Annotated in this window: 29 protein-coding genes and 2 pseudogenes; 24 read left to right on the plus strand and 7 right to left on the minus strand. The window is 48.0% G+C overall.

What is annotated here, in order from left to right:
- Positions 1 to 68: 68 nt before the first annotated feature.
- From NFS31_RS20835 to NFS31_RS20860, 6 genes and pseudogenes are all read right to left on the minus strand, one after another.
- Positions 69 to 1,079: pseudogene (locus NFS31_RS20835) on the minus strand (type IV secretory system conjugative DNA transfer family protein); the annotation flags it as partial.
- Positions 1,066 to 1,545 carry a PcfB family protein gene (locus NFS31_RS20840; RefSeq protein ID WP_040438951.1) on the minus strand — a complete coding sequence of 160 codons (480 nt, stop codon included), beginning with the start codon at positions 1,543 to 1,545 and terminating at the stop codon, positions 1,066 to 1,068. The pseudogene NFS31_RS20835 and the gene NFS31_RS20840, both read right to left, overlap by 14 nt.
- Positions 1,546 to 1,609: 64 nt before the next feature.
- Positions 1,610 to 2,311: an antirestriction protein ArdA gene (locus NFS31_RS20845; RefSeq protein WP_251499465.1), complete on the minus strand. Its 702-nt coding sequence runs from the start codon at positions 2,309 to 2,311 to the stop codon at positions 1,610 to 1,612.
- A 1-nt stretch (position 2,312) separates the two neighbouring features.
- A complete protein-coding gene (locus NFS31_RS20850) occupies positions 2,313 to 2,654 on the minus strand; it encodes a DUF7768 domain-containing protein (protein ID WP_016316827.1) in 342 nt (113 codons plus the stop codon).
- Positions 2,655 to 2,688: 34 nt separating this feature from the next.
- Positions 2,689 to 2,886: a hypothetical protein gene (locus tag NFS31_RS20855; protein ID WP_251499467.1), complete on the minus strand. Its 198-nt coding sequence runs from the start codon at positions 2,884 to 2,886 to the stop codon at positions 2,689 to 2,691.
- A gap of 87 nt (positions 2,887 to 2,973) precedes the next feature.
- On the minus strand, positions 2,974 to 4,476 hold the full coding sequence (locus tag NFS31_RS20860) for a ParB/RepB/Spo0J family partition protein (RefSeq protein ID WP_251499469.1): 1,503 nt from the start codon (positions 4,474 to 4,476) through the stop codon (positions 2,974 to 2,976).
- 197 nt (positions 4,477 to 4,673) lie between these two features.
- On the opposite strand from NFS31_RS20860, the gene NFS31_RS20865 reads away from it, so the two are divergent.
- The 10 genes from NFS31_RS20865 to NFS31_RS20910 all read left to right on the plus strand — a co-directional run bounded on the left by NFS31_RS20865 (position 4,674) and on the right by NFS31_RS20910 (position 16,821).
- Positions 4,674 to 6,302: a VirB4-like conjugal transfer ATPase, CD1110 family gene (locus tag NFS31_RS20865; RefSeq protein WP_416389489.1), complete on the plus strand. Its 1,629-nt coding sequence runs from the start codon at positions 4,674 to 4,676 to the stop codon at positions 6,300 to 6,302.
- Positions 6,302 to 9,073, plus strand: coding sequence for a CD1108 family mobile element protein (locus NFS31_RS20870; protein ID WP_251499472.1), 2,772 nt, complete (start codon positions 6,302 to 6,304; stop codon positions 9,071 to 9,073). The genes NFS31_RS20865 and NFS31_RS20870 overlap by 1 nt, the downstream gene beginning before the upstream one ends.
- Before the next feature lie 73 nt (positions 9,074 to 9,146).
- A complete protein-coding gene (locus NFS31_RS20875; protein ID WP_331482791.1) occupies positions 9,147 to 10,040 on the plus strand; it encodes a radical SAM protein in 894 nt (297 codons plus the stop codon).
- Between the two features lie 7 nt (positions 10,041 to 10,047).
- The gene (locus NFS31_RS20880; protein ID WP_159749866.1) at positions 10,048 to 10,308 is read left to right on the plus strand and encodes a cell envelope biogenesis protein TolA; all 261 of its coding nucleotides are present in this window, start codon (positions 10,048 to 10,050) and stop codon (positions 10,306 to 10,308) included.
- Positions 10,286 to 11,926: a CD1107 family mobile element protein gene (locus NFS31_RS20885; protein ID WP_251499475.1), complete on the plus strand. Its 1,641-nt coding sequence runs from the start codon at positions 10,286 to 10,288 to the stop codon at positions 11,924 to 11,926. Before NFS31_RS20880 ends, NFS31_RS20885 begins: the two co-directional genes overlap by 23 nt.
- Positions 11,927 to 13,408, plus strand: a complete 1,482-nt coding sequence (locus NFS31_RS20890; protein ID WP_251499478.1) for a DNA topoisomerase — start codon at positions 11,927 to 11,929, stop codon at positions 13,406 to 13,408. It abuts the gene before it with no gap.
- A gap of 1 nt (position 13,409) precedes the next feature.
- Positions 13,410 to 15,224, plus strand: a complete 1,815-nt coding sequence (locus NFS31_RS20895; protein ID WP_251499481.1) for a recombinase family protein — start codon at positions 13,410 to 13,412, stop codon at positions 15,222 to 15,224.
- A gap of 372 nt (positions 15,225 to 15,596) precedes the next feature.
- On the plus strand, positions 15,597 to 16,193 hold the full coding sequence (locus tag NFS31_RS20900) for a transposon-transfer assisting family protein (RefSeq protein WP_251499484.1): 597 nt from the start codon (positions 15,597 to 15,599) through the stop codon (positions 16,191 to 16,193).
- Positions 16,190 to 16,504: a hypothetical protein gene (locus NFS31_RS20905; protein ID WP_103242618.1), complete on the plus strand. Its 315-nt coding sequence runs from the start codon at positions 16,190 to 16,192 to the stop codon at positions 16,502 to 16,504. The genes NFS31_RS20900 and NFS31_RS20905 overlap by 4 nt, the downstream gene beginning before the upstream one ends.
- A gap of 104 nt (positions 16,505 to 16,608) precedes the next feature.
- Positions 16,609 to 16,821: a hypothetical protein gene (locus NFS31_RS20910; protein ID WP_103242619.1), complete on the plus strand. Its 213-nt coding sequence runs from the start codon at positions 16,609 to 16,611 to the stop codon at positions 16,819 to 16,821.
- A 32-nt stretch (positions 16,822 to 16,853) separates the two neighbouring features.
- Here the strand turns inward: NFS31_RS20910 and NFS31_RS20915 are convergent, their stop codons facing one another.
- Entirely contained in the window at positions 16,854 to 17,075 is a 222-nt protein-coding gene (locus NFS31_RS20915; protein WP_103242620.1) for a helix-turn-helix domain-containing protein, read from the minus strand.
- 120 nt (positions 17,076 to 17,195) lie between these two features.
- Here NFS31_RS20915 and NFS31_RS20920 point away from each other — a divergent pair, with 120 nt between their 5' ends.
- The 14 genes and pseudogenes from NFS31_RS20920 (at position 17,196) to NFS31_RS20985 (ending at position 24,822) form a co-directional block, all read left to right on the plus strand.
- Positions 17,196 to 17,600, plus strand: coding sequence for a hypothetical protein (locus NFS31_RS20920; RefSeq protein ID WP_251499487.1), 405 nt, complete (start codon positions 17,196 to 17,198; stop codon positions 17,598 to 17,600).
- A 1-nt stretch (position 17,601) separates the two neighbouring features.
- Entirely contained in the window at positions 17,602 to 17,817 is a 216-nt protein-coding gene (locus tag NFS31_RS20925) for a hypothetical protein (RefSeq protein ID WP_103242622.1), read from the plus strand.
- Positions 17,808 to 18,248: a hypothetical protein gene (locus NFS31_RS20930; protein WP_251499489.1), complete on the plus strand. Its 441-nt coding sequence runs from the start codon at positions 17,808 to 17,810 to the stop codon at positions 18,246 to 18,248. The genes NFS31_RS20925 and NFS31_RS20930 overlap by 10 nt, the downstream gene beginning before the upstream one ends.
- A gap of 59 nt (positions 18,249 to 18,307) precedes the next feature.
- Positions 18,308 to 18,622 (plus strand): hypothetical protein, encoded by a 315-nt coding sequence (locus tag NFS31_RS20935; RefSeq protein ID WP_331482792.1) that lies wholly within the window; start codon positions 18,308 to 18,310, stop codon positions 18,620 to 18,622.
- Between the two features lie 22 nt (positions 18,623 to 18,644).
- Positions 18,645 to 18,935 (plus strand): hypothetical protein, encoded by a 291-nt coding sequence (locus tag NFS31_RS20940; protein WP_251499494.1) that lies wholly within the window; start codon positions 18,645 to 18,647, stop codon positions 18,933 to 18,935.
- A gap of 120 nt (positions 18,936 to 19,055) precedes the next feature.
- Positions 19,056 to 19,397 (plus strand): hypothetical protein, encoded by a 342-nt coding sequence (locus tag NFS31_RS20945; protein ID WP_103242626.1) that lies wholly within the window; start codon positions 19,056 to 19,058, stop codon positions 19,395 to 19,397.
- A 309-nt stretch (positions 19,398 to 19,706) separates the two neighbouring features.
- Positions 19,707 to 21,281: a MobA/MobL family protein gene (locus tag NFS31_RS20950; RefSeq protein WP_251499497.1), complete on the plus strand. Its 1,575-nt coding sequence runs from the start codon at positions 19,707 to 19,709 to the stop codon at positions 21,279 to 21,281.
- Positions 21,282 to 21,359: 78 nt separating this feature from the next.
- On the plus strand, positions 21,360 to 21,707 hold the full coding sequence (locus NFS31_RS20955; RefSeq protein ID WP_251499499.1) for a hypothetical protein: 348 nt from the start codon (positions 21,360 to 21,362) through the stop codon (positions 21,705 to 21,707).
- A gap of 126 nt (positions 21,708 to 21,833) precedes the next feature.
- Positions 21,834 to 21,998, plus strand: coding sequence for a transposon-encoded TnpW family protein (locus NFS31_RS20960; protein WP_160239991.1), 165 nt, complete (start codon positions 21,834 to 21,836; stop codon positions 21,996 to 21,998).
- 26 nt (positions 21,999 to 22,024) lie between these two features.
- Positions 22,025 to 22,726, plus strand: a pseudogene (locus NFS31_RS27980) (DNA topoisomerase); the annotation flags it as partial.
- A gap of 13 nt (positions 22,727 to 22,739) precedes the next feature.
- Complete coding sequence (locus NFS31_RS20970) at positions 22,740 to 23,075, plus strand: helix-turn-helix domain-containing protein (protein ID WP_251499505.1); 336 nt, start codon at positions 22,740 to 22,742, stop codon at positions 23,073 to 23,075.
- A gap of 168 nt (positions 23,076 to 23,243) precedes the next feature.
- On the plus strand, positions 23,244 to 23,561 hold the full coding sequence (locus tag NFS31_RS20975; RefSeq protein ID WP_251499507.1) for a DUF4258 domain-containing protein: 318 nt from the start codon (positions 23,244 to 23,246) through the stop codon (positions 23,559 to 23,561).
- A gap of 69 nt (positions 23,562 to 23,630) precedes the next feature.
- A complete protein-coding gene (locus NFS31_RS20980) occupies positions 23,631 to 24,089 on the plus strand; it encodes a helix-turn-helix domain-containing protein (protein ID WP_275563914.1) in 459 nt (152 codons plus the stop codon).
- On the plus strand, positions 24,082 to 24,822 hold the full coding sequence (locus tag NFS31_RS20985) for an ImmA/IrrE family metallo-endopeptidase (RefSeq protein WP_251499513.1): 741 nt from the start codon (positions 24,082 to 24,084) through the stop codon (positions 24,820 to 24,822). Before NFS31_RS20980 ends, NFS31_RS20985 begins: the two co-directional genes overlap by 8 nt.
- Positions 24,823 to 24,899 lie beyond the last annotated feature (77 nt).

Below are 24,899 nucleotides of genomic sequence, written 5' to 3' on the forward strand. Positions count from 1 at the left end.
CCGTCACTTTTACCTCTTTGCAGGAAAATCCTACGCAAAGTTTATATGCGACAACGTGTCGCTGCACTGTCAAATGGGGCCAGCCTTGCGCCACAGCTAATAAGTATGGAGCGGGCGGTCTTGCCGCTGGCCAGCTTGTACTTTTTGTACTGCTTGACCGCGAAACAGTCCGGCTTTCTCTTTTCCAGCCCGGCGAACATATAGTCCACCGCGTTCATAAAGTCGTCATCGTCCTCCTTGACCTCCATGCCGGAAATCATGTCTACCAGCGTGTTCATGTTCTTGTCCTCGTCCGGGCCCTCGAAGATGATATAGGCGATAAGGGCGCAGTATAGGAGCGTTTCTGATTTCGTCCAGAACGGGTCGCCCTCCTTGCCCTCGCCTTTGGTGTTGGCGATTAAGGTATTGACGAATTTCAAAATGTCGGCCTCGTTGCGGATGTACGCCAGCGGGTTGTAGTGCATGGAGCGGGAAAAATCAATGCTGTTAAAAACCTTGATTTTATATCCCTTTTTCCGTTGCAGGAAAAAGCCCGCCTGCTCCAGCACCCCGCCTTTTGGGTCTACCACCACATAGGAGGAATGGGCCTGCAAAAGCTGGGGCGTGAGCCAGAACCGGGTCTTGCCGGAGCCGGAGGAACCGACAACACAGCAATTCAGGTTCCGGGCGTTGGCGGGGACGGCGGGCCGGGTGTTTGTGGTGAGAAATTCCGTCCCGGTCAGAATGATGTTGTTCTCAAACCTGGGGTCGGTGAACGGCTTGATGTCTTTTTCCGTTCCCCAGCGGGCCGAACCATACTCTTCATCCCGGCGATATTTTTGGGCTTTTTTGCTTTTCTGATAGATAATCAGCCGGATCGCCACAGCCCCCACGATGCCAGTGAGCCAGTCAAAAGGAGCAAGCCCCGGCGCGAAGTCGGCAAAGGCCGGGCCGAGGGCCGCCACCATCCCCACCAGCTTGTGGGCCAAATCCGCCCCCGCCGCCAGACGGTAGGCCGTCCCCACCTTTAGGCAGGCCCACGCGATGAACAGATAGGGGAGGTTCGGCAAAAGGTACTTTTTCAGCTTATCTGTCCTCATGGGCGGCCTCCTTTACGCGGTCTTTCTTTTGGGGCGCGGGCTGGCGCAGTATCTCGGCGGCGGCCCGTCTGAGCTGTTCCCGGATGGGTACGCGGTCAGTCTTTGCCTTATCCAGCACCCGGCGGGAATACTCCCCAAAACAAGCTGTGATTGCATCCGCCTGCCCGGACTTGAAGAACAGCAGATATTTGTCCGGCCCGGTCTTGTAAAAGGCATAATCCACGTTCCACTTCCGGGCCACCCGGTCAAATTCTTTTGGGGCCCCGGTGAGCTCGATACTGTTCGTGGCCGCGCCGTGGGCCATGAGCTTTTTCACGGACTGCCTGCCGTGGGGCGTCTGGTGGGCCCGGCGTTCCTTTTGTATCTTCCGGCCAGCCGCCCGGAGCGCATAGGCCAGCACCCGGGCCGTCAGCTTTCCCGTCCGCATGGATAGCGCGATAGTGCGCCGGGAAACATCCTCGTCAATCAATCAGAACCGCCTCCTTTCATGGGGGATAGCCCTCCGGCCTTTGGGACAAAATGTCTCGAAGTCACCGCTCCTCCCGGTTTGTTTCCGGGTGCTTGCGTTCAGCCGCCAGAGAGGAACGGTCAATCACTTCCTTGTAGGCAGCCATCTGCTCCCGGATGGAGAGCCGGGGGAGGGCAAAAACCTTGTGTTCCTTGGGAATATCCTCTATCCCGTGGTAGACTTCCTTAATATCGCCAGTCTGGACGATATAGCCGCCGGGGGCAAGGTGGCCGCCCTCATTGATGGATATGTCCCGCCCGTATGCCTCATAGTCAAAGTAGTCTTTCAGCTCGGCGGGTATCGGCAAGTCCTCTGCATAGCAGCGGCCCAAATCGTCCTCGCTTTCAATATCCGGGTAAAATTCAAAGCAGTCCAGATTTTCCGCAAGGTTGATGATGTCTGCCACGCTGGAGGTATGCGCCCCCATATGGAGCGCGGCCTCGAATTTTTCAATCTCGCTTTGGGGGAGCTCCGAGAGCAGGCAGGCCAGATGGTTCAGCTCGTCCAGATTTTCATACTCGCCCAGATAGTCATAGAGCCCCAGCACATCGCCGTCAAAGCTGGTGATGAAAAATTCCTCGTAGCGTATGCCGTCCACGCCGATATTCTTTAACAGCGCCTCCACCGCCTGGGGGCTGGTGGGGAATTTCAGCGTTTCCCCCACCAGCTCGCCCTCGTTGTATTTCCCCAGATTGGTGATGTACGCCTCGAACAGCGCGGCCACGTCAGCGGCGGCCCTGTCCCTTGACGGTCAAAATGCCCTCAAGGGTGGTAGCGGTGATGCCCAGCCGCTGGGCCACGGCGATGTCGTTCTTCATGGACTCGGTGACGGTATGCCCGCACACCACCAGTACCCGGGAGCGGCGGAGCAGGTCGCGGCCAATGTCGATGCTGCTCTTGTGCTCCTCGGGAACCGCGTCATTGAGGAAAAGGGGCAGGAACAAGGCCGGGCAGATAGGGGCAAAGCCCGCATCGTAGACCGCCCGGCAATACTGCGCGGCCAGCTCCGCGTTTTCCGTGTCGCCGCCATACCAAGCGGCGGTGATATAAGCAAGGGGTCGTTTCATATTCGTTTACCTCCGATATTTTAATAGTTGTCGTTCAGCCCTTTCCCCCCGCCCTTTCCCATTCATGGGAAAGGGGGCGGCTCTGGAGGATATATCCCCCGCCGCGCCGGGAGGGGTGGCACAGCCGGGGCGGGCCGTCAAGGGCAAGCCGCCGCAGGCGGCGGGCGTTCCGCCCCTTGACCGCCCACTCCCGGCTGTGCTCAGTAGTAGGCGGCGACGGGGGATATACCACCAGAGCCCCTCTCTAAAAGAACGCTATGCAAGGCGCGGGGGAGGGGCGCGGGAAAGAGAAAAGCCTTGGGACAAAATGTCTCAAGGCTTACTTTTCCCGGTCGGTCTTTTTCTCCGGGGCGGTGCGCTCCGGGGGCTGTTTCTCTTTCCATTCGGCCAGCAGGGACATAATCTGGTCTTTCATTTCCCGGGGCGTGGCGTCCTTGCCGAAATACTTGTTCAATTCAGCGGCGGAAATAATCACTTTGTCTACCTCCTTTTTTTCACGGCTCAAAATGCCGTCAATCACATCGCCGTTCAGTTTCCCGTCCTTATCCAGCTTGCGGAGCTCCTGGGCCTGGGAGAGCGAGGGGGACGCCTGCTCGCCCTCAATGGAAACGGCGATAAACCTCTGGTTTTTGGGCTTGATGAACGAGATTTCCACGGCGGGGGTGAAAGACAGCTTTTTCTCATTCACCATAGACTGGAGCTCCGGCACAAGCTCGGTCAGCCGGATATACCGCTGTACCTGCTTGTAATTCATGCCGTTCCGCTCCCCCACGATTTCCGTGGAGCGTTTTCCAACGTCCCCGGCGGCCACGCCCTCCATCTTCGTCCCCTGGTGGCTGATGGCCTCCACCTGCATTTTCAGGGACTGTGCCTTTTCCATCGGCAGAATTTTTTCCCGGTGGCGCAGGTTGTCGTCCGTCATCGCAAGGATGGCCTCGTCATCCGTCATGTTGCGGACGATACACGGCATATTTGCAAACCCGGCCAGCTCACTGGCCCGCTGGCGGCGGTGGCCCGCGATGATTTCATAGCCGCCGCCCTCGCGGGGACGCACCAGCGCGGGCTGGTGTACGCCGTTGTCCTTGACGGACTCCACAAGCCCTTTCATTTCCGCATCGTCCCGCACCCCAAAGGGATGGTCTTTGAACGGGAACAGCTCCGAGAGGTTGAGGTAAACAATCTCTTCCTTTTCGGCGCGGGTCGCGTCACGGGGCTGGGGCGACACTTCCGGCGCAGGCGGGGGAGCGGCGGGGGCCTCTTCCTTTACCGGGGCGGCTTTTGTCCCTTTGCTTTGGGACATTTTGTCTCGAGGTGGGGACGGGGGCCTGTCCGTGGCCGCCTTACCAGCCTTGGACTGGCGGCCACGGCGGGCCCCCGTCCCTCCCGGTTCGCCGGGCCCCGCTTTTTCTTCCTTGGGCTTGCGGCCCCGCTTGGCTTTGGGCTTACCCGGCTCGGGCGTTTTCTCCTTGGCGGCCTTTCCCTTTTTCTCGGGCCCCTTTTCCCCGGCGGCCTTTTCCTCCGGGGCCGGGGTGGGCGGCTGTTCCGGTTCGGGCGGCTCGTTTTTTTCCACCTCCGCACGTTCCGCCGCCCGGCGCTCCGCCATCAGCTTTTCAATCTGGTCAGCGGAGACATTCACCGCGCCGGGAGCACCAGCCGGGGCATCCTGGACGGGCGCATCCACGGCGGCCTGCTCGGGAATGTTCTCCGGGGCCGGGGGCTCCGGCGCGGATGTTTCCGGGGCAGGAGCATCCGCCGGGCCAGTATCGAACAAGCTGGGCTGGGGATTTTCCTCCGGACTCACGTTTAATTTTTCGTCTGCCATTCGTTACCTCCTTTTTTAATTTCGTGAATGTTGCACAAATCTTGCGTTAAAACTTTGTTACTATTTTTTCGCCTCCCTCCCGGCTATTCACGCAAAAAAGCCGCCCGTTTTTTCATGCCGGACGGCTTTCTGCGTAATGTGATAGCTCAAATAATATTTTTTTGTGGGTGTAGGCTCCGAAAAGCCTTGATATTACAGTGTTCCTATTAAAACTCATTCATATGCAGACTATTGATCCGGTGGAAGCAATCAAGATGATAAAACGTGCGCTCACCGACATTCAGAAAATGAAAATTGAGGAGCAGAAAAAGGCTGTAAGAAGCGGTTACGATATGGATATTCTGCCTACGGACATTGTGACTTATGAGAAGGACACGCTGGAACTGCTTGACGATTTGAACACAAGCAACCAGAAACTTATCAAGATGACCTTCCTCATTACCTGTTACGGGCGGACGAAGCGGGAACTGGAGAACCTGACGCAGAGGGTGTCCGGCATTATCCAGCAGGCGAACTGTAACCTCAGATGTTTGCAGTATTTACAGGAACAGGGGTTAATGGCGAGTGCGCCGATTGGGTGTAACGATGTGGGGATTGAAAGAAACCTCACCACAAAGAGCGCCGCTGTCCTTGTGCCTTTCTGCACACAGGAGCTTTTCATGCCTGCACCTGCCATTTATTACGGTCTGAACGCACTTTCCAACAACATGATTATGGCAGACCGGAAAAGGCTGCGTACACCAAACGGGGTGATTTTGGGAACACCCGGCAGTGGTAAATCGTTCAGCGCAAAGAGGGAGATTTTATCCTGTTTCCTTATCACAAAGGATGATATTATTGTCTGCGATCCGGAGGGCGAATATTTTCCGCTGGTACAGGCACTTCATGGGCAGGTAGTAAAACTTGCCACCAATTCAAAAGACTTCTTAAACCCGATGGACATTCAGCTCTCCCATAAGGGGGACAAGGAAGCGTTGAAATTAAAAAGAGATTTCCTGATTACCCTGTGCGATTTGATTGCCGGGGGAAAGGACGGTCTGGAGAATGACGAGAAGGGCATCATTGACACCTGCATCAAGCATATCTATGACGGGTATTTCAAGCACCCGAAGCCGGAGAATATGCCCATACTGGAAGATTTGTATAATGCGCTGTTAAAGTATGAGCCGAGGGACGTTGCGCCGGAGATGCAGAGGGAAGCGAAGCAGAAGGCGGTACGGATTGCTAACAGCCTTGTATTGTATGTGCATGGCTCTCAGAATTATTTTAACCACCGTACCAACGTGGATGCACACAATCGGATTATGTGCTTTGATATTCGGGATTTGGGAAACCAGTTAAAAGAGATAGGGATGCTGATTGTGCAGGATGCGGTCTGGAACAGGGTATCGCAGAACAGGGAACGGAAAGTTGCCACAAGGTACTACTGTGATGAGTTCCATTTGCTCCTGAAGGAAAAGCAGACAGCAGTTTACTCGGTCGAGATATGGAAAAGGTTTCGGAAGTGGGGCGGAATCCCGACAGGTTTGACACAGAACGTGGGCGATTTTCTGAAATCGGAGGAAATCGAGGGCATCTTGGGGAACAGCGATTTTGTGTACCTGTTAAACCAGAACGCCAAAGACCAGCATATTTTGGCGGATAAGTTGGGATTGTCGGAGAAACAGCTCATGCACGTCACCAATTCCGAGCCGGGAAGCGGTCTGATACTGTTTGACAACGTGGTTATCCCATTCGTGGATAAGTACCCGGCAGATACAAAGACCTTTGCGATTATGAATACTAAGCCGGAAGAATCCGTAACAAAGGGGGATGAGGACAGTTAATGGCAGAAAAGAAAAGGAAGAAAAAACAGGATACCGCTTACCGTAAAGAATCAGATGCAAAGTTCCATAAGGGAGCTGACAATGCTTTTACGGGCGGCGGCAATGCTGCCTATCAGCCGAGGGATTCCGGCACAGGGAAGCCGGGGCGTGGTTCGGGTGGCAAAAGGCAGACGGAAAAGGGTATGCAGGCACAGCAGGAAACTTTTGGACAAAAAGTCCAGAAGCCCAAAGAGAGCCAGCCGGGAAAAAACAGCACGTTTACAGAGAATAAAAGCGTGGATTCCCTAAGCAGCGATACCGGACAGCGTAAACCGAACCATGCTTCAAAGGTTCAGGCAAAAAAGCAGATGTACCGGAACACTTCTGGACAAAAAGTCCAAAAGTCCGATGAAAAGACGGGGCAGGAAGAAAAACCGGATTTTGTAAAGGAAAGCAGTGGATTTACCGGGCAGGAGAATTTTAACCAGACGGAGGATAAAGAGAAGAAACAGCCGGATGCGGAAGATTACCACCGGAGGGACACTTACAGGCAGTCGCAGAAAAAAGGGAAATACCATAAAAAGCGGGTGCAGAGGGAACACCGGAATAAAGGCGGCACGAAGGAAAAAGCGGAAAATAAAACCTTTACGGAGGAATCTTTTGCGGAGAATACCGGAAATCTGTTTCAGGGGGAAGAAAGCTCTGAATTTACCGGAAGTAAAAAGCTGCAAAAGAAACAGCGGCAGGCGCAGAAAGCCGCAAGGAAGGTACAGAAGGCAAGGGCGAAGCTGCCAAAGACAAGGGAATATACCTTACAAAGAGTGTTTGACGAGAGAACCGGGAAGGGAAAATATGTGGTTGTCCCTCTGGAGAAGGAGAAGCCTTTCAAGCAGGAGGGACTATCAAAGACCACCATGCGCCGGATGCAGAATGAGGGCAGGAATTTTGTGCATGGGAAAATCGCTGAAACGGAGAAAGAGAATTCAGCGGTGGAGGGCGCACACAAATCGGAGCAGAAAGGAGAGGAATTATTTTCTTTTGTCAAAAGGCGGATAAAGGGAAAAGAGCAGAAACAGCGGGCGAAAGTGGCGAAGTTGGAAAAGAAGCAGTTTAAAAAGGAAGTCAATTTCCAGTACCAGAAGTTTCTGGAAGAAAACCCGCAGATGCAGAAAAAGGCATTGCAGAAGCGGTTACAGAAACAGCGCATCAAACGGGAATACATCAAGGCGAGGAAGAAAGCGGCGGCAGGAAAAACAGCGGAGCAGGCGTTTGAAAAGACGAAAAACGGTGCGGTCACTGTGGCGAGGAAGTTACAGGAGTTCGCAAGGAGAAATGCGGGCTTGCTTGTGACGGTGGGCATCATGGCTCTGCTCCTTATGATGATTATGGTTTCCGTATCGTCCTGCGGGGCGATGTTTGCGGATACGCAGTCCACGATTTTAGCGGCAAGCTATTTAAGCAAGCCGGAGGAGATTGACGCCGCCGATTTACAGCTTACCCGTCTGGAGCTTGATTTGCAGAATGAGATTGACCGGGTGGAAATAGACTATCCGGGGTATGATGAATATTCCTACAATCTTGGGGCAATCGGGCATAACCCGTTTACCCTTATCAGCTATCTGTCCGCAGTCCATACGGAATTTACCGCAAGCGGGGTGGAAAGTGAAATACAGGCTCTTTTTGATGAGATGTATACGCTGACGCTCACTCCGGATACGGAAACGAGGACAAGGACGGTCACAAATACAGGCACAAGGACGGTCACTGATCCGGTCACAGGAGAGGAAACCGAGGAGGAATATGAGTATGAGGAGGAAGAAGAATACGAGGTCAGTATCCTCAGAGTGACGCTTACAGCCATACCACTTGAGAACCTTGTTTCCGGGAAAATGGATACCGAACAGGCGGAGATTTTTGCCATGTACCGGGAAACTAACGGTCTGCTTCAGGAGTTCGCTTCGCCGCTTAACCTTTACTGGTATTATTATGTGTCAAGCTATTACGGATACCGGAAGAACCCGGTCACAGGGAACGAGGAATTTCACCGGGGCGTGGATATAGCAGTCCCCACAGGCACAACCGTATATGCTGCCCATGACGGTACGGTGACAGCGGCGGCATATGACAGCCATTATGGGAATTATGTTGCGATTGAGATTGACGGTTACACAACCAAGTATGCCCATATGGATACGCTCAGTGTGAGTGCGGGGCAGACAGTGGAAAAAGGTACGGTTATCGGCACTACGGGTAATACCGGGAGCAGCACAGGAAGCCATTTGCATATCGAATGTTTGTATGACGGGGAGTATTATAACCCGTTATTTTATTTTGATGTGGGCGAAGGCACGCTTTACGGGGAAACGCCGGGAGGTCTGCCGGGGAACGCCATACCGCCGGATGCCTACGATGACGCATCGGTGCAGGCTCTTATGGAGGAAGCCGCTAAATATTTGGGATTCCCGTATGTGTGGGGCGGCTCAAGCCCTTCCACAAGTTTTGACTGTTCTGGCTTCGTGTGTTGGGTATTTACCAACAGCGGGGTGCATAACCTTCCACGAACTACCGCACAGGGGATTTATGACCAGTGTACGCCTGTTTCCGCATCGGACGCAAAGGCGGGGGACATTATCTTTTTTACCGGGACTTACAATTCTGCCGGGGCGGTGAGCCATGTGGGGATTTACTGCGGCAACGGGACAATGATCCACTGCGGAGATCCGATCAGTTACGCAAGCATCAACTCGTCCTACTGGCAGAGCCATTTCTACGCATTTGGTCGCCTTCAATAACAACACAAACTTATGATAGAGCAATTTCATAAATAGAAGGGAGCGTGATATTATCAAAATCGGATTGATTGATGTGGACAGCCACAACTTCCCCAATTTGTGCCTTATGAAGCTGTCTGCTTACCATAAGGCAAGGGGTGATACATTGGAATGGTATGACGGGCGAAAACATTATGACCTTGTATATATGAGCCGGGTGTTTACGGACAGCTATTCTAAAGATTACTCCGGTACAATTCATGCTGACTGCATTATAAGGGGCGGTACAGGGTATGGGCTTAATAATTGTCTGCCGGAGGAAGTGGAACATACATATCCGGACTACGCATTATACCCGAAATTTGAAGGAACTGCATATGGTTTTCTGTCAAGAGGGTGTCCTCGTGGATGCGGTTTCTGCATTGTAGGGGAAAAAGAGGGGCGCAGGACGGTTGCGGTCGCTGACCTTGCCGAGTTCTGGCGTGGGGAAAAAGAAATAAAGCTGCTTGATGCGAATTTGTTAGCCTGCCCGGATTGGGAACGGTTATTACAGCAGCTCGCACAAAGCGGCGCAATGGTGGATTTTACGCAGGGACTTGATGTGCGTCTGATTACTCCTGAGAAAGTGGAGATGCTGAACAAAGTGAAAACAAAAATGCTGCACTTTGCTTGGGATAATCCGGAAGATGACCTGACAGGGTATTTCAAAAGGTTTTCAGAACTTACAACTGTGAAAGATTATCGGAAAAGGCGGGTGTATGTGCTGACAAACTATAACAGCAGCCACGAACAGGACTTGTATAGGATATACACTCTGCGGGATATGGGATTTGATCCCTATGTAATGGTATATGAAAAGCCAACTGCGCCACCCGTTACAAGGAAATTACAAAGATGGGTAAATAACAAATGGCTTTTCAGGGCGGTGTTAGATTTTAATGATTTTGATCCAACCGGGTGGGAAAAACGGAAAAACAACAGGAAGTGAGGAATTTATGACAAAGGAGCGCATTGAAAAGGCACTTTCCAAAGTGGATGCGCAGCTTGAATCCTTACAGGCAAAAAAGAAGGATTTGGAAGAACAGAAGCGCATGGCGGAAAGAGCCGAAAAAATGGATATTATCGAAAAGCATAAAATCTCGTCCGAGAAGCTGCAATTACTCATCAAATTCAGCGAGGACGAGATTTTGAAGTTATTGGAAGAAAAAGAAAACGCAAAGGAGATGGCAGGAAATGAAGAAAAAGTTATCAGTTAGGGCGGCGGTGTCGCTGCTCTTGTCAGCATTATTGTTCTGTATGCCCGTAGGGGCGTTTATGGCGAACAGCAGGAATACGGTAGATGCCTATGCGGAGGAAAGCGGAGCGTCAGAGGAAGGCAGTACCGAAGCGGAAACAGAGGAAAATAAGGAAACCGGGGAAACAGAAACCGAGTCCGGCGGGAATGAAGGGGAAACAGAATCCGGTGAGAGTGAGGAAGAAACGGAAAACGGAACGGTATCCGGGAATGAAGTCCCGGAACCGGAATGTACCTGTAAAGAAAAATGCACACAGTATTCCGCTGATAAAGATTGCGAGGTCTGCAAGGGGGATTACAGCTTATGCGAATATGTGAACCCGAATGTAAAAATTACAATCTCCACTCCCTCCGGCTGGCACAATGACACCACGAAGGTACATATTTCCGTTGAGGACGTGGCACATTCCGGCAACTTCTCTATAAAGACGGTGCAGGCGAAAGTGGCGCAGAATGGGAGCTGGACGGACATCACAGAGGATATGTATATGGAGATTTCAGAAAATGCCACCGTCTATGTGCTTGTGACAGACCAGAGGGGAAAGACCTATGAGAAAAACCGCTATATCAAGTGCTTTGACTTCACGAAGCCTACTTTAAACGCTGCGGTCAGTAACGGGCTGCTCTCCGTACAGGCGCATGATACGGATTCCGGCATCAAGGCGGTGTATGTGAACGGGTATGAGTTTAAGGAGCTTACAAACGGTGTCTTAAATATCCGCCTGCAGCAGTTTGACGCTGGCTACCAGTATTTCACCATTTCCGCAATGGACAATGCCGGGAATATGTCAGAGGTTTATAAGACAGCGAACCCATATTATACCGATCCGGAAAAAGCGGACGGGAATGAGAAGAACCCGGCAGAGCAGCTCCCGGTGAACGCGCAGGCAACCAAGCCTTCCTCCGCTACCGCACAGGTGACGGAGCATACCAAAACGGACAGTGACGGGAACACCGTTTCTGGAAACAGCCTTGCAGAGCAGAAAAAGCAGGCAATGGTGGAAGCGGCGGCATCGGAGAAGAAAGAGGAATCCGGGGAAAAGGAGAAAAGCGAAACGGGGAAGGAATTTTATACAATCCAGACCGCATCGGAAAAAGTGTTCTACCTTATCATTGACCGGGACGGGGAGGAAGAAGTGGTTTACTTCCTGACAGAAGTTACGGAAAATGACCTGCTGAACGTGACAGCGGACAACAGCGATACCTTACCGCAAAATTCCGCCGCACTGGAATCCGCAATCCCTGTGACGGAGGGCGCACTTCCCAACAATAACGGGGAACAGGAAACGGAAGAAGAACCTGCGGAAGAAGCGGCAGAGGACGGGGAGGAAAATACCGAAGAACCCGAACCGGAGCCGGAGAAAACAGGGGAAAACCCGGCGGCAACCTATATCATTCTTGGGATTGTGGCGGTTGCAGCGATTGGCGGCGGCTATTATTTCAAGGTAGCCAAGAAAAAGAAAGAGGAATTTCTTGACGAGGACGATGAGGAGGACGAGGAAGAAGAATACGATGATGACGAGGAAAACGAGGATAATGAGGATGATTTTTTTGAAGATAAGGAAGGGGAGGACGAATAAATGCAGTTAGTCATAGCGGAAAAACCGAGCGTAGCAAGGAGCATTGCGGAGGTAATCGGCGCAACGGAAATCAGTGACGGATATATGGAGGGGAACGGTTATGTTGTGAGCTGGTGCGTGGGGCATCTGGTGGAGCTGGCACAGCCGGAAAGCTACGGGGAGCAGTGGAAGAAATGGACGTATGAGAGCCTGCCCGTTAAGCCGGAAACATGGCAGTATGAGGTGAAGCCGGACACGAAAGCGCAGTATGACGTGCTTTATCAGTTGATGCACAGGCAGGATGTGTCGGCTACAATCTGTGCCACTGATGCCGGACGGGAGGGAGAGCTTATCTTCCGCCTTGTGTATGAAATGGCAGGCTGTGACAAGCCGATCAAACGTCTGTGGATTTCCTCAATGGAGGAAAGCGCCATTCGTGAAGGGTTTGAGAATTTACAGCCGGGGAGCGATTATGAAAACCTGTACCATTCCGCACTGTGCAGGCAGGAAGCGGACTGGCTTGTGGGCATCAACGGTACAAGGCTGTTTACGGTTTTGTATGGCGGAAAAGTGTTAAAGGTGGGGCGGGTGCAGACACCCACCCTTGCGATGTTAGTAGACCGGGAAGCAAAGATTATGAATTTCCAGAAGGAAAAATATTATATGGCGCATATCCTGATGGACGGGCTGGATGCCGCCACCGGGCGTATTGATGATAAGAATAAAGCGGATGAGATTGCGGGGGCTTGCCGGGACGGGCAGGCTCTCACCACGTCTGTTGTGAAAGAGGAAAAAACGGTCATGCCGCCGAAGCTCTATGACCTCACCACGCTCCAGAGGGATGCGAACCGCTTGTTTGGATTTACCGCAAAGCAGACCTTAGAGTACACGCAGAGCCTTTACGAGAAAAAGTTAGCCACATATCCGAGGACGGACAGCCAGTTCTTATCCGATGACATGGGGCAAACCGCACAGGGCGTGATTGGAGCGGTGTACAGTTCCCTGATGTTTGAGGAAAGCAAGGCTTCCAGACCGGACATAAAGCGGATTCTGAACAGTAAAAAAGTGACAGACCACCACGCCATTATCCCCACAATGGAGATAGCGAAAGCTGACCTTACGGCACTGCCGGAAACGGAGCGTAAAATCCTGTCTTTGGTTGCGAACCGCCTGTTATGCGCTACCGGGGAAAAACATCTGTATGAAACAGTCAAAGCGGAATTTTCCTGCGGCGGACATATTTTTGCGGTTTCCGGGAAGTCCGTCACGCATAACGGGTGGAAGTCCTTTGAGGATGCCTTTAAGCGTTCCTTTAAAATCTCCGGGAATCAGGAGGAGGAAAAAGAGGAAAAGAAGCTGCCGGAACTGTCAGAGGGACAGGCATTTGACGGTGTGCAGACGAAAGTCAGCGAGCATTTCACTTCCCCGCCGAAGCATTTTACGGATGTGCTATGCTGTCAGTGTGGGGCGTGGAAAGCACCCCGAAAGAAAGGAGCAGGATAGAATGAAGAACAAAGACAGCTTAAAAATCACAGCACTTTATGAGAGATTGTCAAAAGATGATGAACTGAATGGCGAAAGTAATAGTATCACAAACCAGAAGAAAATACTAGAGGATTATGCGGAAAAGAACGGTTACGCCAATATCTCACACTACACTGATGATGGTTGGAGCGGGGCAAGTTTTGACCGCCCGAACTGGAAACGTCTGATTGAAGATGTGGAACAGGGAAAAATTGGCACAGTGATTGTAAAGGACATGAGCCGAGTGGGGCGTGACTACTTGCAGGTTGGATTTTATACCGAAGTAATGTTCCGGGAAAAGGGAGTGCATTTTATAGCAATCTCAAACGGAGTAGACAGCGAAAAAAGGGAAAGTGCGGAGTTTGCGCCATTCCTTAACATCATGAACGAGTGGTATGTGCGTGACACGAGCAGGAAGATTACCACCGTATTACGGGCAAGGGGAATGACGGGGAAAACCCACACATCAAACCACTGCCTTTACGGTTACAAAAAAGACACGCTTGACAGCACACATTGGGTAATTGATGAACCCGCAGCCGAAGTTGTCCGCAGGATATTCCGCTTGTGCATTGCAGGAAAAGGGCCATATGATATAGCAAGGATACTCCATGACGAAAAAATAGAAAGACCGTCCTACTACATGGGGCAACGGGGATTAGGAACACACAGTACCACCTATGACACGGAAAACCCTTATATGTGGCGTGGGAATACGGTTGCCGCTATCCTCTCCAAACCCGAATACATGGGGCATACGGTAAACTTCCGCACCTATAAGGAAAGCTACAAGGACAAGAGGGCGAAGAAAACCCCAAAAGAAGAACTTGTAATCTTCAAGAACACCCAAGAGCCGATTGTTGACGAGGAAACATGGAACATGGCGCAGGAACTCCGAAAGACAGTCCGCAGACCGGATATTTTAGGGGAGGCAAACCCATTGACAGGTAAAATGTTTTGTGCGGATTGCGGGGCGAAGATGTATAACCACCGCCACAGGACAGCGAGGTACAGGAAAGACATCTACACCAAAGGCAAAGGACGCTGGATTGCGCCCGAAGATGATTACAACTGCTCTAACTACAACTTAGGCAGGCAGAAATACAGACAGCAGTGTTCCTCACACAGCATACAGACAAAGGCGGTCAATGCGCTTGTCCTTGAAACGATAAAGGAAACATGCAATTATGCGGTAGCCAACGAGGGCGAGTTTAAGGGGATTATCTGCAAACTGTCATCTTCCCGTAAAGCAGACGCAGGAAAGACTGTCAGACAGCGGATAAAGAAGAATGAAAAGCGGTACGGAGAAGTGAACCGTCTGATAAAGAAACTTTATGAGGACAACATCAGCGGAAAATTAAGCGACAAGCGTTTTGACGCAATGCTGAACGATTATGAAACCGAACTTGCGGAACTGGAAAACAGCCTTGAAACAGACAATGCGGAACTGGAAGAAATCAATACCGACAAAGAGAACGCAGACTTGTTTATGGAACTTGCGAAAAAGTATACCGATTTTGAAGAACTCACCCCCGCCATGATTAACGAGTTTGTTTCAAAAATCGTAGTCCATAAAGCCGAGGGCATAGGCGCAGGACGGACGCAGGAAGTGGAGATATTCTTAAATTATATCGGCAAAATCGAGATACCCCATGAGGAAATCGAACTGACCGAGGAAGAAAAGGCACAGCAGGAAAAAGAACGTATACGGTTGGAGAAAAAACGGGCGTGCAACCGTAAGTATATGGCGAGGAAACGGGAAGAAATACGCCGGGAACGGAACAAGGCAATTTAACAGAGCAAGTGACTTGCACAATAAAAAGGCTATGACAGCAATGTTATAGCTTTTTTTGTACAGTAATTATCGTGAAAAAAGAACCTTAATTGCAACGGGCAAGGAAATATTCATCTATGATATTGCACAATTTAAGCGCTCAATAATTAACGGGCGAAAAATCTCTAATCAGCACCAAAATACGGATGCTTTTGTGCGGCGCATCATTCCATGACAGACAAGGCAAGAGAAAGAGAGATAGAAAAGCAAAAGAAAGAACCAAAGAAAAGTAAAAGACAGAGAGAAAGAGAATATATGTTAGTTATCAATCAATCATATCAATCAATACTTATACATCTAACCATAGATGTACTACCACAGGGAGGGCAGACCATGAACAGAAAACAGGAACAGCAGATTGTAGACTATTACAGCACCGCAAATAAATATATCCGCAGTAAGACGCACTCCAATGCGCATCAGACTGTATTCACCAAAGAAAGCGACAAATTCCAGTGGCTTGTGTTAGAGCAGAAAAGCCAGTGTGAAGTTGAGGTAAGGCAGACTGACAGGCATGGAACAATTACAGCAAGGGATAATTACGAACTGACAAGAAATATTCCTAAATGCGTGGGTGTGGAGCGTTTATGTGAGGGCGCAAATTTTCAGATACCTTTTAACGCTGATGAAATCAACTTAATCTATCAGTTTGGCGAGCAGAGCAAAGCGGAAACGTGTGCCAGTTTATCAGCTATTCTTCCGCAAGTAAAGGACAGCAATACAAAGCAGATTGTAAGCACCACTTTGAAGAAATTAAATTCCCTGTCAGAAGAAAGCTGTATGGAACTAATAGCCACCACCAAAAGACGGAAACTGACCGAGCGTGACCATTCCATAAAGGCGAGGTTAGCCAGGGCGAAGGAACAGCAGAAAAAACCGATAGTTACCGAAAGAAAACAGCAGAAAAGAAAGGCGGGGATTGAGTTATGAACCTGACACGGTACGAACAGGAAACGATTGTTAATTATAATGCGGGGGAACAGACCGCCACATTGTATACAAGGGATAAGGCGGTCATGCGGAAACTGGATGCGCTTGTTGCTGACTTCCCCGGCACATATAGCCTGACAAATCAGGATGAAGTGTCGAGAACCTATTCCTTCCCGAAATCATACGTCAGTTACCGGAAGCCGAGGGCGGTAAGCGCAGAACAAAGGGAGCGGGCAAGAGTGAGAATGACACAGATAAATTCCACTGATAACAGCCATAAGAAAGAGAAGAACACATACCATGTCGAATAATATCAAAACTTGCGGCGGAATTACGTTGACTTATATGTAGTGCTTACCATAGAATTTATAGGTAGAAAGATAACTATAAGAAGTTACACAAGAAAGGAGAAAAAATGAACAGAAAAATTGCGAGAAGGGTTATTGCAAAGATAGCCAAAAGGGAAGGAATCAGGGTAAGCGAAGTCAGGGAAGAAATGAGCAAGGCAATCGTGGAAGGTTACAACAACAGAGAAACAAGGGGGAAATGGAACGATATTTTCGGAGAAGATACAATCCCCTCTCCCGAAGAATTTATTACTGCGATAGGGGGGATTGTTGCAAAATAAAAGAACAATACTCTTTGCGGGGCATTGTTCCTTTAACCGGGTTTATATTCAAGCAAGTCTGAAATGGAGCAGTCCAGAGTATCACATATCCTTATCAGCACATCAATGTCTAATCTGGTAATCGTGTTGTTGAGATAACCATTAAGTTGTGAACGTTGCAATTCTGCTCTTTGGCAAAACTTGTTTTTGCTCAGCCCTGCTTCTTCGAGTAATTCCTTCAGGTGAATTTCGATAGTACCCCGTGTTCCGTTCAATATAGACACCTCCTTACATATGTTAGGTATATTATATCTTTTTTATTACTGTAAAATCAGTTATAATATGTTATGGATAACCAAACAAATATAATCTAACAAATATAGGAAGTTATACAAATGAAAGGAGAAGGGGGCATGGGAAAGGGAAGCTACATTACGGATGAAGAACGGAAGAAATGCCAAAAAGTTGCAGAAGCCTTTGAAGAATTATATGAGAGGACGGACATTGCCGTTATTGATGCCGGAAAGTATGGTTTTGTGAAGTTGCAGTATTACAAGCTGCCTGTTGGATTTGATACGGCAGTGACTTACAGAAACAGTGAATCATTATTTAACGATTTATGGTTTGACTGGATGTATGACCAGTTGCTGACAACGGTTCTGGGTACGCCGCTTGTGGATTTGGATTATAAAGAAATATATAAGCGTCTGCCTAAAGAGAAACAGGAAGAAATCATGGCAAGACGGGATTATTTTAGGGAGATGAGCGGAGTGGAGCTTTCCAGAGAGGAGAACTTGTGAAATGAAGTTCTTTGAACTAACATTTATAGTGGAGGACAGCCAGGAGGAACGTCTGGCGGCATTGGCGAAGCGGTTCGGCAAGGTAAACGGTTGGGGAGAAAAAGACATCCTACAGTTTGCCGTTGCCGCCGTACATAAGGCAGAGATAGAAGCAAAACTGGACTTCCTTGAAAACGTGATTGAAGGAATGGAGAAAGGAGCGATTAAATGGAACTGAAATCGGGTACGGGAAATGCCCCGGCAGGACGGATTTATATTACGGAGGATGAATATGTGAAGTGCCGGAAAGTGGCGGATGCATTTACAGAACTTTATGAAATGACGGATGTAATGGTTGCGGATGCCGGGAGGTTTGGATTTGTCCGCTTGCAATGGTTCGATGAAGGGGAAGGCTTCGATTCTGCCGAGGTGTTTTCAGACAGTGCGGAACTGTTTGAAGAACTCTGGCGGATATGGTATGAATATGAGATTTTAACCCCCGTGTTAGGTACGCCGCTTGCGGAGCTTGACTATGATGAAATATTTGAGCGTCTGCCGGAAGAAAAGAAAAAAGAACTCATGGAAAAAAGGGATTATTTCGTGAAAAAGAGCGGGGGCATATCCAAATCGGAAAATAAAGGAGGGCAGACAAGGGAATGTGTACAGTAAAAAATTCCCCGGCAGACCAGACATACATTACAGAGGATGAACGTAGGAAATGCCGGAAAGTGGCAGACGCATTTACAGAACTTGAACAGGACGAGATAGTTGTAGTGGATGCCGGGAAGTTCGGCTTCGTAAAGTTGCAATACTATACATACCCAACAGGATTTGAGGATGCCGTGACATTTACGGACAGCGGGGCATTGTTTGAGGACTTATGGGAGGAATGGCTTCATTCACAGCTTATCATACTGGCGAGGGAAATGGGCATAAGGGATGTTAACTATGATGATGTATTTAGCAGGCTTTCCGGCGAGAAGAAAGCGGAACTCATGGAAAAGCGTCAATGCTTTAAAGAAAAGAGCAGTGGCGGTCTGTAAAATCAATAGCAAGGAGAGAGGAATGAAACGAGGAAAATTACTGGACAGAATCGCATCACAGAGAATGGGAAGGGATATTGACAGGGTACTTAGAAAAGACCGGGAATACCGGGATGCAGTAAAACAGCAGGATATTGTGTTTGATGAGTTGAAGAAGCTAGGACTGGATAAGGCACAGCGGCTGACCATCGACCGGGCAATTTCAGCTGACAACCAATGCGGGGCGGTTTACGGGGCAGTTGCCTACCGGTTAGGGATGAAAGACGGGATAAGGCTTATGACTGAAATCAGGCAAATCGCACATCAGCAGTAAAATAATATAAAAACTGAATATCGTATACCTATGGTAGCGGTTTATCCTGACGGAAAAGCGGCTACCTTTTTTTATTTTCAGCAACCACTAACACAGCACAGAAAGGACAAGGTATCAGGAATGATTGAGAGCAGGAACGAAGCAAGCAGGAACTTAGAAAAGGCATTGCAGGCATTGGAACAGGCGAAACAACGTGTCGCCAACGAAAAGAAAAAGCAGAGCGAGAAGAAACGCAAAGCCGAGAACCACCACAAATATATCATGGGCGGCATTATCGTGAAGTATTTCCCGGAGTGCTACAGCTATGATGAAGCGGAGCTAAACCGCATCTTATCAGTTGCCTTGCAGACAAGGGAGTGTCAGCAGATTATCTCTAAAATCAAATCGGAGAGCCGGGAAACCGCTTCTCCACAATCCACGCTTGCCAATGCCGGGAATGAAAGCGAGGGCGGTACGGAATGATAAAGGCGAAAACATCGGAAAGCCAAGGTAATATATTCACCCTGTTTACAGGGTGCGCACAGATATACCACCAGAGGTGGTATGTGCGCTCTCCGAGGGGCAAGTTTCACTTGCATGGACTCTTGCAGAGGGCGGTGCGCCAAAGGCGGGCACACATGGGGGAGCTACAATCCCCCATCGGGGCGAAAGAGCCGCCCCTACCCCCTAGTGTACTTTGCGTTCAGACAAAAGCCAAAAAGCGGCTTTTATCTGCCCACAAAGTCTATCCATGCGCCCCGACACACTATCAGCATAATGTAGGTGTTGCGTATGGATAATATCACGAAACAGGCAAGCACACGTTTCTCCATAGTCAGGCGGAGCAAGGGGCAGTCGGCAGTTGAAAAGGCTTCTTATGTCAGCAGGAGCGTCCTTCTTAATGAGTTTGACGGGCAGACCTACCGCCCCAAATACCATGAGGATTTAGTCCACAGCGAAATCCTCCTCCCGCCCAATGCGCCCAGAGAGTATGCAGACAGGGCGGCTTTATGGAACGCCGTCGAACTGGCGGAGAAAAGGCAGGATGCACAGCTTGCGAGGATGTTAAAAGCGTCACTCCCCAATGAATGGAGTTATGAGCTTGCGGAGGAAGTTGTGAGGGATTACGTCCAGAGGAATTTTGTTGACAAGGGAATGTGTGCGGACTGGGCAATCCATGACAGCGAGAACGATAAAGGACAGCGCAATCTTCATATCCATGTACTGCTTACCATGCGCCCTCTTACAGAAAAAGGGGAATGGGGAGCGAAACAGAAGAAAATCTATGACCTTGACGAAAACGGCGAAAAGATACCAGTGATTGATAAAAAGACAGGTCAGCAGAAAGTTGACAAGCGGAACAGGAAACAGTGGAAATGCCACACCGCCGACAGCACAGACTGGAGCAGTCAGGAGAACGCAAAAAAGTGGCGGAAGGATTTAGCCGACACAATCAACGCCGCCAACGAGCGGTTGGGGATTGCACTTCATTGGGAACACCGCTCTTTTAAAGAACAGGGGATAGATAAAGAGCCGACCATTCATATCGGGGCGGTTGCCAACGCTTTAGAACGCAAAGGCATACAGACCGAGAGGGGCAATATCAACCGGGAAATCATCAAGCATAATAAGGAGTTGGAACAGGCAAAAGAAATGCTTATGCTTGCCAAGCAGGAAGTACACAGCGCACAGTATGCCAAAATTAAAAATGCGGCGGTCAGCGTGATGAATGAAGTCATGGAAATGATTGCGAAGGTGAGGGGACGGAAAGGCAGGCTTGATTTGCCGATTGTCAGCGGAAAGCACCTAAGAAAAATGACTGACAGGACAGCCTTGCAGTCAGCCGACAATGCGGAGAAGTTTGTCACAACGAGGAAGATAGACAGCTTTGAGAGCCTTGCGAAATTCACAGAGGACAGGGAACAGAAATATCAGCAGTTGGAAACGGTACATCTTTCAAAGGGGCAGAAATTGAACCGATTAAAGGAACTGTCAAAAATATATGCCCTCTATGCGCCGATACAAGCCGAGTATAAAGAGAGCCAGTCATTAAAGGGGCTTGCGAAGATGAAATACGATAAGGAGCATAAGGACAGCTTGTCGAAGTACCCGGAATTAAAGGAGCGTATGCAGAGCCTTTTACAGAACGGCGAGAAGATAACGCCGAAACAGTGGAAAGCCGAGATACAGTCATTGCAAGCCGAGTATGACAGTATCGGCAAGGAGCAGACCAAGACCGCAACAGAATTAGCTTATGCGGAGGTAATCGGCTATAACAAGAAGAACCTTGAGAGGGAGCTTCAGAATGAGAGCCGACAGCATAACAGACAACAAAGCAAGGCTAAGCAGAGGGAGGAAGAAATTTAATGAAGATTTGATAGAAATATGGGTGTGATTGTGGTATTCTGTTAAAGGTACAAATCGGGATTGACGGAGGAAACGATAATGAAGTTTGATGAAGAATTGGAGCAGTTTGTATTTGAGTACCATGGACTGATTTTTGCTTGGGATGAAGAACCTGGGGAAGATTACATGGAACAGGTAAAAGCGATATCTGAAAAATATAATGCACAATTAGATTCTATTATAGAATTTATGATGCCCGATATCACAGCAACTTTTGGAGATTTCAGTACGGATAAAATTAAAGAGAAGTTGGGAAAGCCTGTTATTAACTATGACAATGGGCAGGTCAATTATTTAGAACAGTCATTTGATGATATACATATATTTACTTTTGAATTTATGGATGACGAATTTCAAGATTTAAAGTATTTTTCAATAGATGGTTAATTTGTAACTTCCAGTTTGTCGAAACAACCATTACCACAATCACAACTGAATAAGGAATATAACACAGCGTCAGAGCGTATAGAAACCAGTCTATGCGCTCTATTTTTATGTAAAGGAGCAGAGAATATGGCAGAAACCAAAAACGAGCAACAGCCCCACAGTTTCAAGCGAAAGTTGGGGAACACCACTTACACCGTCAAGGTACATTTCAGTAAAGATACTGACAAAACCTTTAAGGACAGAGTGCAAAAGCTGATTATCAATGAATGTCTTGAAAAAAGTCAAAAGTAATCCACATCTACACTTGATAACGTTTATCAGAAGATTTATTATTGTCGGCAATGGAACGTGCCGGGGCGGAAGATATGGGTGATGACGTGGAACGGAAAGGCTTGGGTACGCCTGCAACAAGGGCGGACATCATTGAGAAGTTAGTCAGGGACGGGTTTGTGAAGCGTGAAAAGAAGCAGATCATACCAACAGAGGACGGAATGAAGCTGATTACGGTGCTGCCGGATGTGGTGAAGTCCCCGAAACTTACCGCCGATTGGGAAAATGCCCTGACACTGGTAGCGAAAGGGGAGCTTCCTATGGAGGACTTCATGGCGGACATTGAAAACATGGTGTCGGAACTGATACACACTTACCATGAAGTCAGTGACGAACAGAAAAAGATGTTCGCACAGGAACAGGCGGCTCTTGGGGTATGCCCGAACTGCGGCGGTCAGGTGGTAAAAGGAAAATTCGGCGCTTACTGCGTGAAAAAATGCGGTATGAACGTGAGCCGGGTAATGGGAGCTGCCCTTACCGATGCACAGGTGAAGGATATGCTTGCCGGGAAGAAAATCCTGTTAAAAGGGTTAAAGAGCAAGGCAGGCAAGCCCTATGATGCCTACATTATTCCGAGTGGGACGGAAGAATACCATTACACCAAAGACGGGGCAGAAAAAAGCGGGGTACAGTTTAAGTTTGTCATGGAGTTTCCGAAAAAGAAATCTTCTGGCGGGAAGAAAAAATAAGGGAGGAAGAAAGATGTTTACAACCGGGGATAAGTTATTAAACGTGATGAAAGAGGAAGAAATCAGCATTATGGAGCTTTCCAGAATGTCGGGAGTGCCGGAGAGGACAATCATGGATATTCTGGCGGGCATCAGGGAGCCGGAGCTTGGTGTGGTGTGCAGGATTGCGGACGGGCTTGGTATCTGCGTCCATGAGCTTCGTGCCGATGAGGAACAGTATGCCATATCCGTACAGAAAGATACCCTTGCAAAGCTGATCGTGGTCAGCGAGATAAACGGTGTGGAGCTGGAGGAACTGATACATACCATTCTGGAAAAAGGTATTGAGGAACATGGTTTTTATGATTAAGATTTTACAAAATAGTAGGTTATAGTATTTGTGGTTCAAATACGTCTGTGATTTCACATAGCATCTTATTTATACTAATTTATGTTATTTTATAAAAACTATTGACAAATATTGTAAGATAGAATAAAATAACCATAACATATTCCATAAAGGAGGGGTGTGAAATGAATGAGTAAAGAAGAGATATTTGTAAGAAGTGCATGTGAAAGAGGATTTCTGTTCTTTTCTGATCATGCATATGAAAAAATGAGGAAACTTAAAATTTCACAAAGTCAAGTTGTAGATTGTATAAAAAATGGCATCCTAGTAGAACAGCAAAGCGGATATAACAATGAGGATCCAAGAATGGTATTTTATAATGGTCATGAAAATAGTTTTTACGTTGTTGTGACAGTGGCATCAATGGATCATTTAGTTATAACTGTTTGCCAAACGGATTTCACGAAATGGAAGAAAAAAGGAGATGGAATAGAGCGAATTAAATGATACTTGACTTATATTGAAAGGAGGTTAGTACAGCCTCTATACACCAGTAGGGGCTGTACTTATAAATAAATGAATAAAATATGTTATAAATGCCATGGAAATATGATAGAGAGGGAAATAGCGATTACTTCTGGATGGGGCGAATATGAATTAGAAATAAAGGGAGTAAAGGCATTTGTATGTGAAGAATGTGGAGCAATTTCTTTACGGGCAGAAGAAGTAAAAATGATAGAAGATATATCAAGAGGTTTTGCGGAGCGTCCAGAAAGTGAAAGACCTGACTATTTGAATGTAGAAGAAACAGCAGATTTATTAAGGGTTTCCACACAAACCGTATATAATATGATTAAAAGTGGACGTTTAAAGGGAACTAAATTTGGCAGAGAATGGAGGTTTTTAAGAAAAAATATTGAGAGTTTAATTCAACCGCAACATGCGATTGCTGCTCGAAACACATCAACTCAAAGTTATGAAGAAGATAGTTCTATTTTAAGTGGAATTCGAAAGAAGCGAAATACTCATGAATAAAATTCAACTTTTAGCAAAAGAAATGAAGCATTTTTTTTCTCCCCAGATAGTAACAGATGTATATAGTATATGTAAACAATTGGGGATTGATATTGTAGAGGCACCTATAAAGGCGGATGCATATTTGAAATGTGAAGATGGAAGTAGTTATATTGTTTTAAAAGAGTCACTTAATGCTAATAGAAAAAAATTTACAATCGCACATGAATTAGGTCATTTTTATATTCCATGGCATTCAGAATTAATGTTTGGATGTGATATAAAAGAAATGGATTTTAAAAATGATTATACTCCAAGGGAAAAAGAAGCTAATATATTTGCAGCAGAGCTTTTGATGCCAACAGAGGAATTTAAAAATTTTTTTTCAGGAAGAATAAATTATACTATAGTATCTGGGTTAGCAAATTTATTTGATGTTTCTTTTCAAGCAGCATTAAATAGGTGTATTGACTTGGCGAGTGAAGATTGTATTGCAATTTGTAGCGTTAACAGATGTGTTAAGTGGTTTAAATCAACAGAGGATTTTCCGCTATTTATTAACAGGAAGAAAGTTAGTGAGCTATCAGGTGCTGACGAATTATTTGATATGCAATTGTTTCAAGTAAAAACAATCCAAGAACCGGGCTATGTATGGTTTTCTAATGCGGATGATAAAGATATAGAGGAAGAAAGTGTATTATTTCCCACTTATAATGAAGTTATATCCATAATTCATTTAAAAAATGAATCATGAATAATAAAAGCGGCATTGCTTTGCAGAGCAACACCGCTTATCATCGGATACGCAGTTGGTATTCCGAATCTTGATGA

It is taken from the genome of Otoolea muris (genome assembly GCF_943193115.1).
GTDB lineage: Bacteria > Bacillota > Clostridia > Lachnospirales > Lachnospiraceae > Otoolea > Otoolea muris.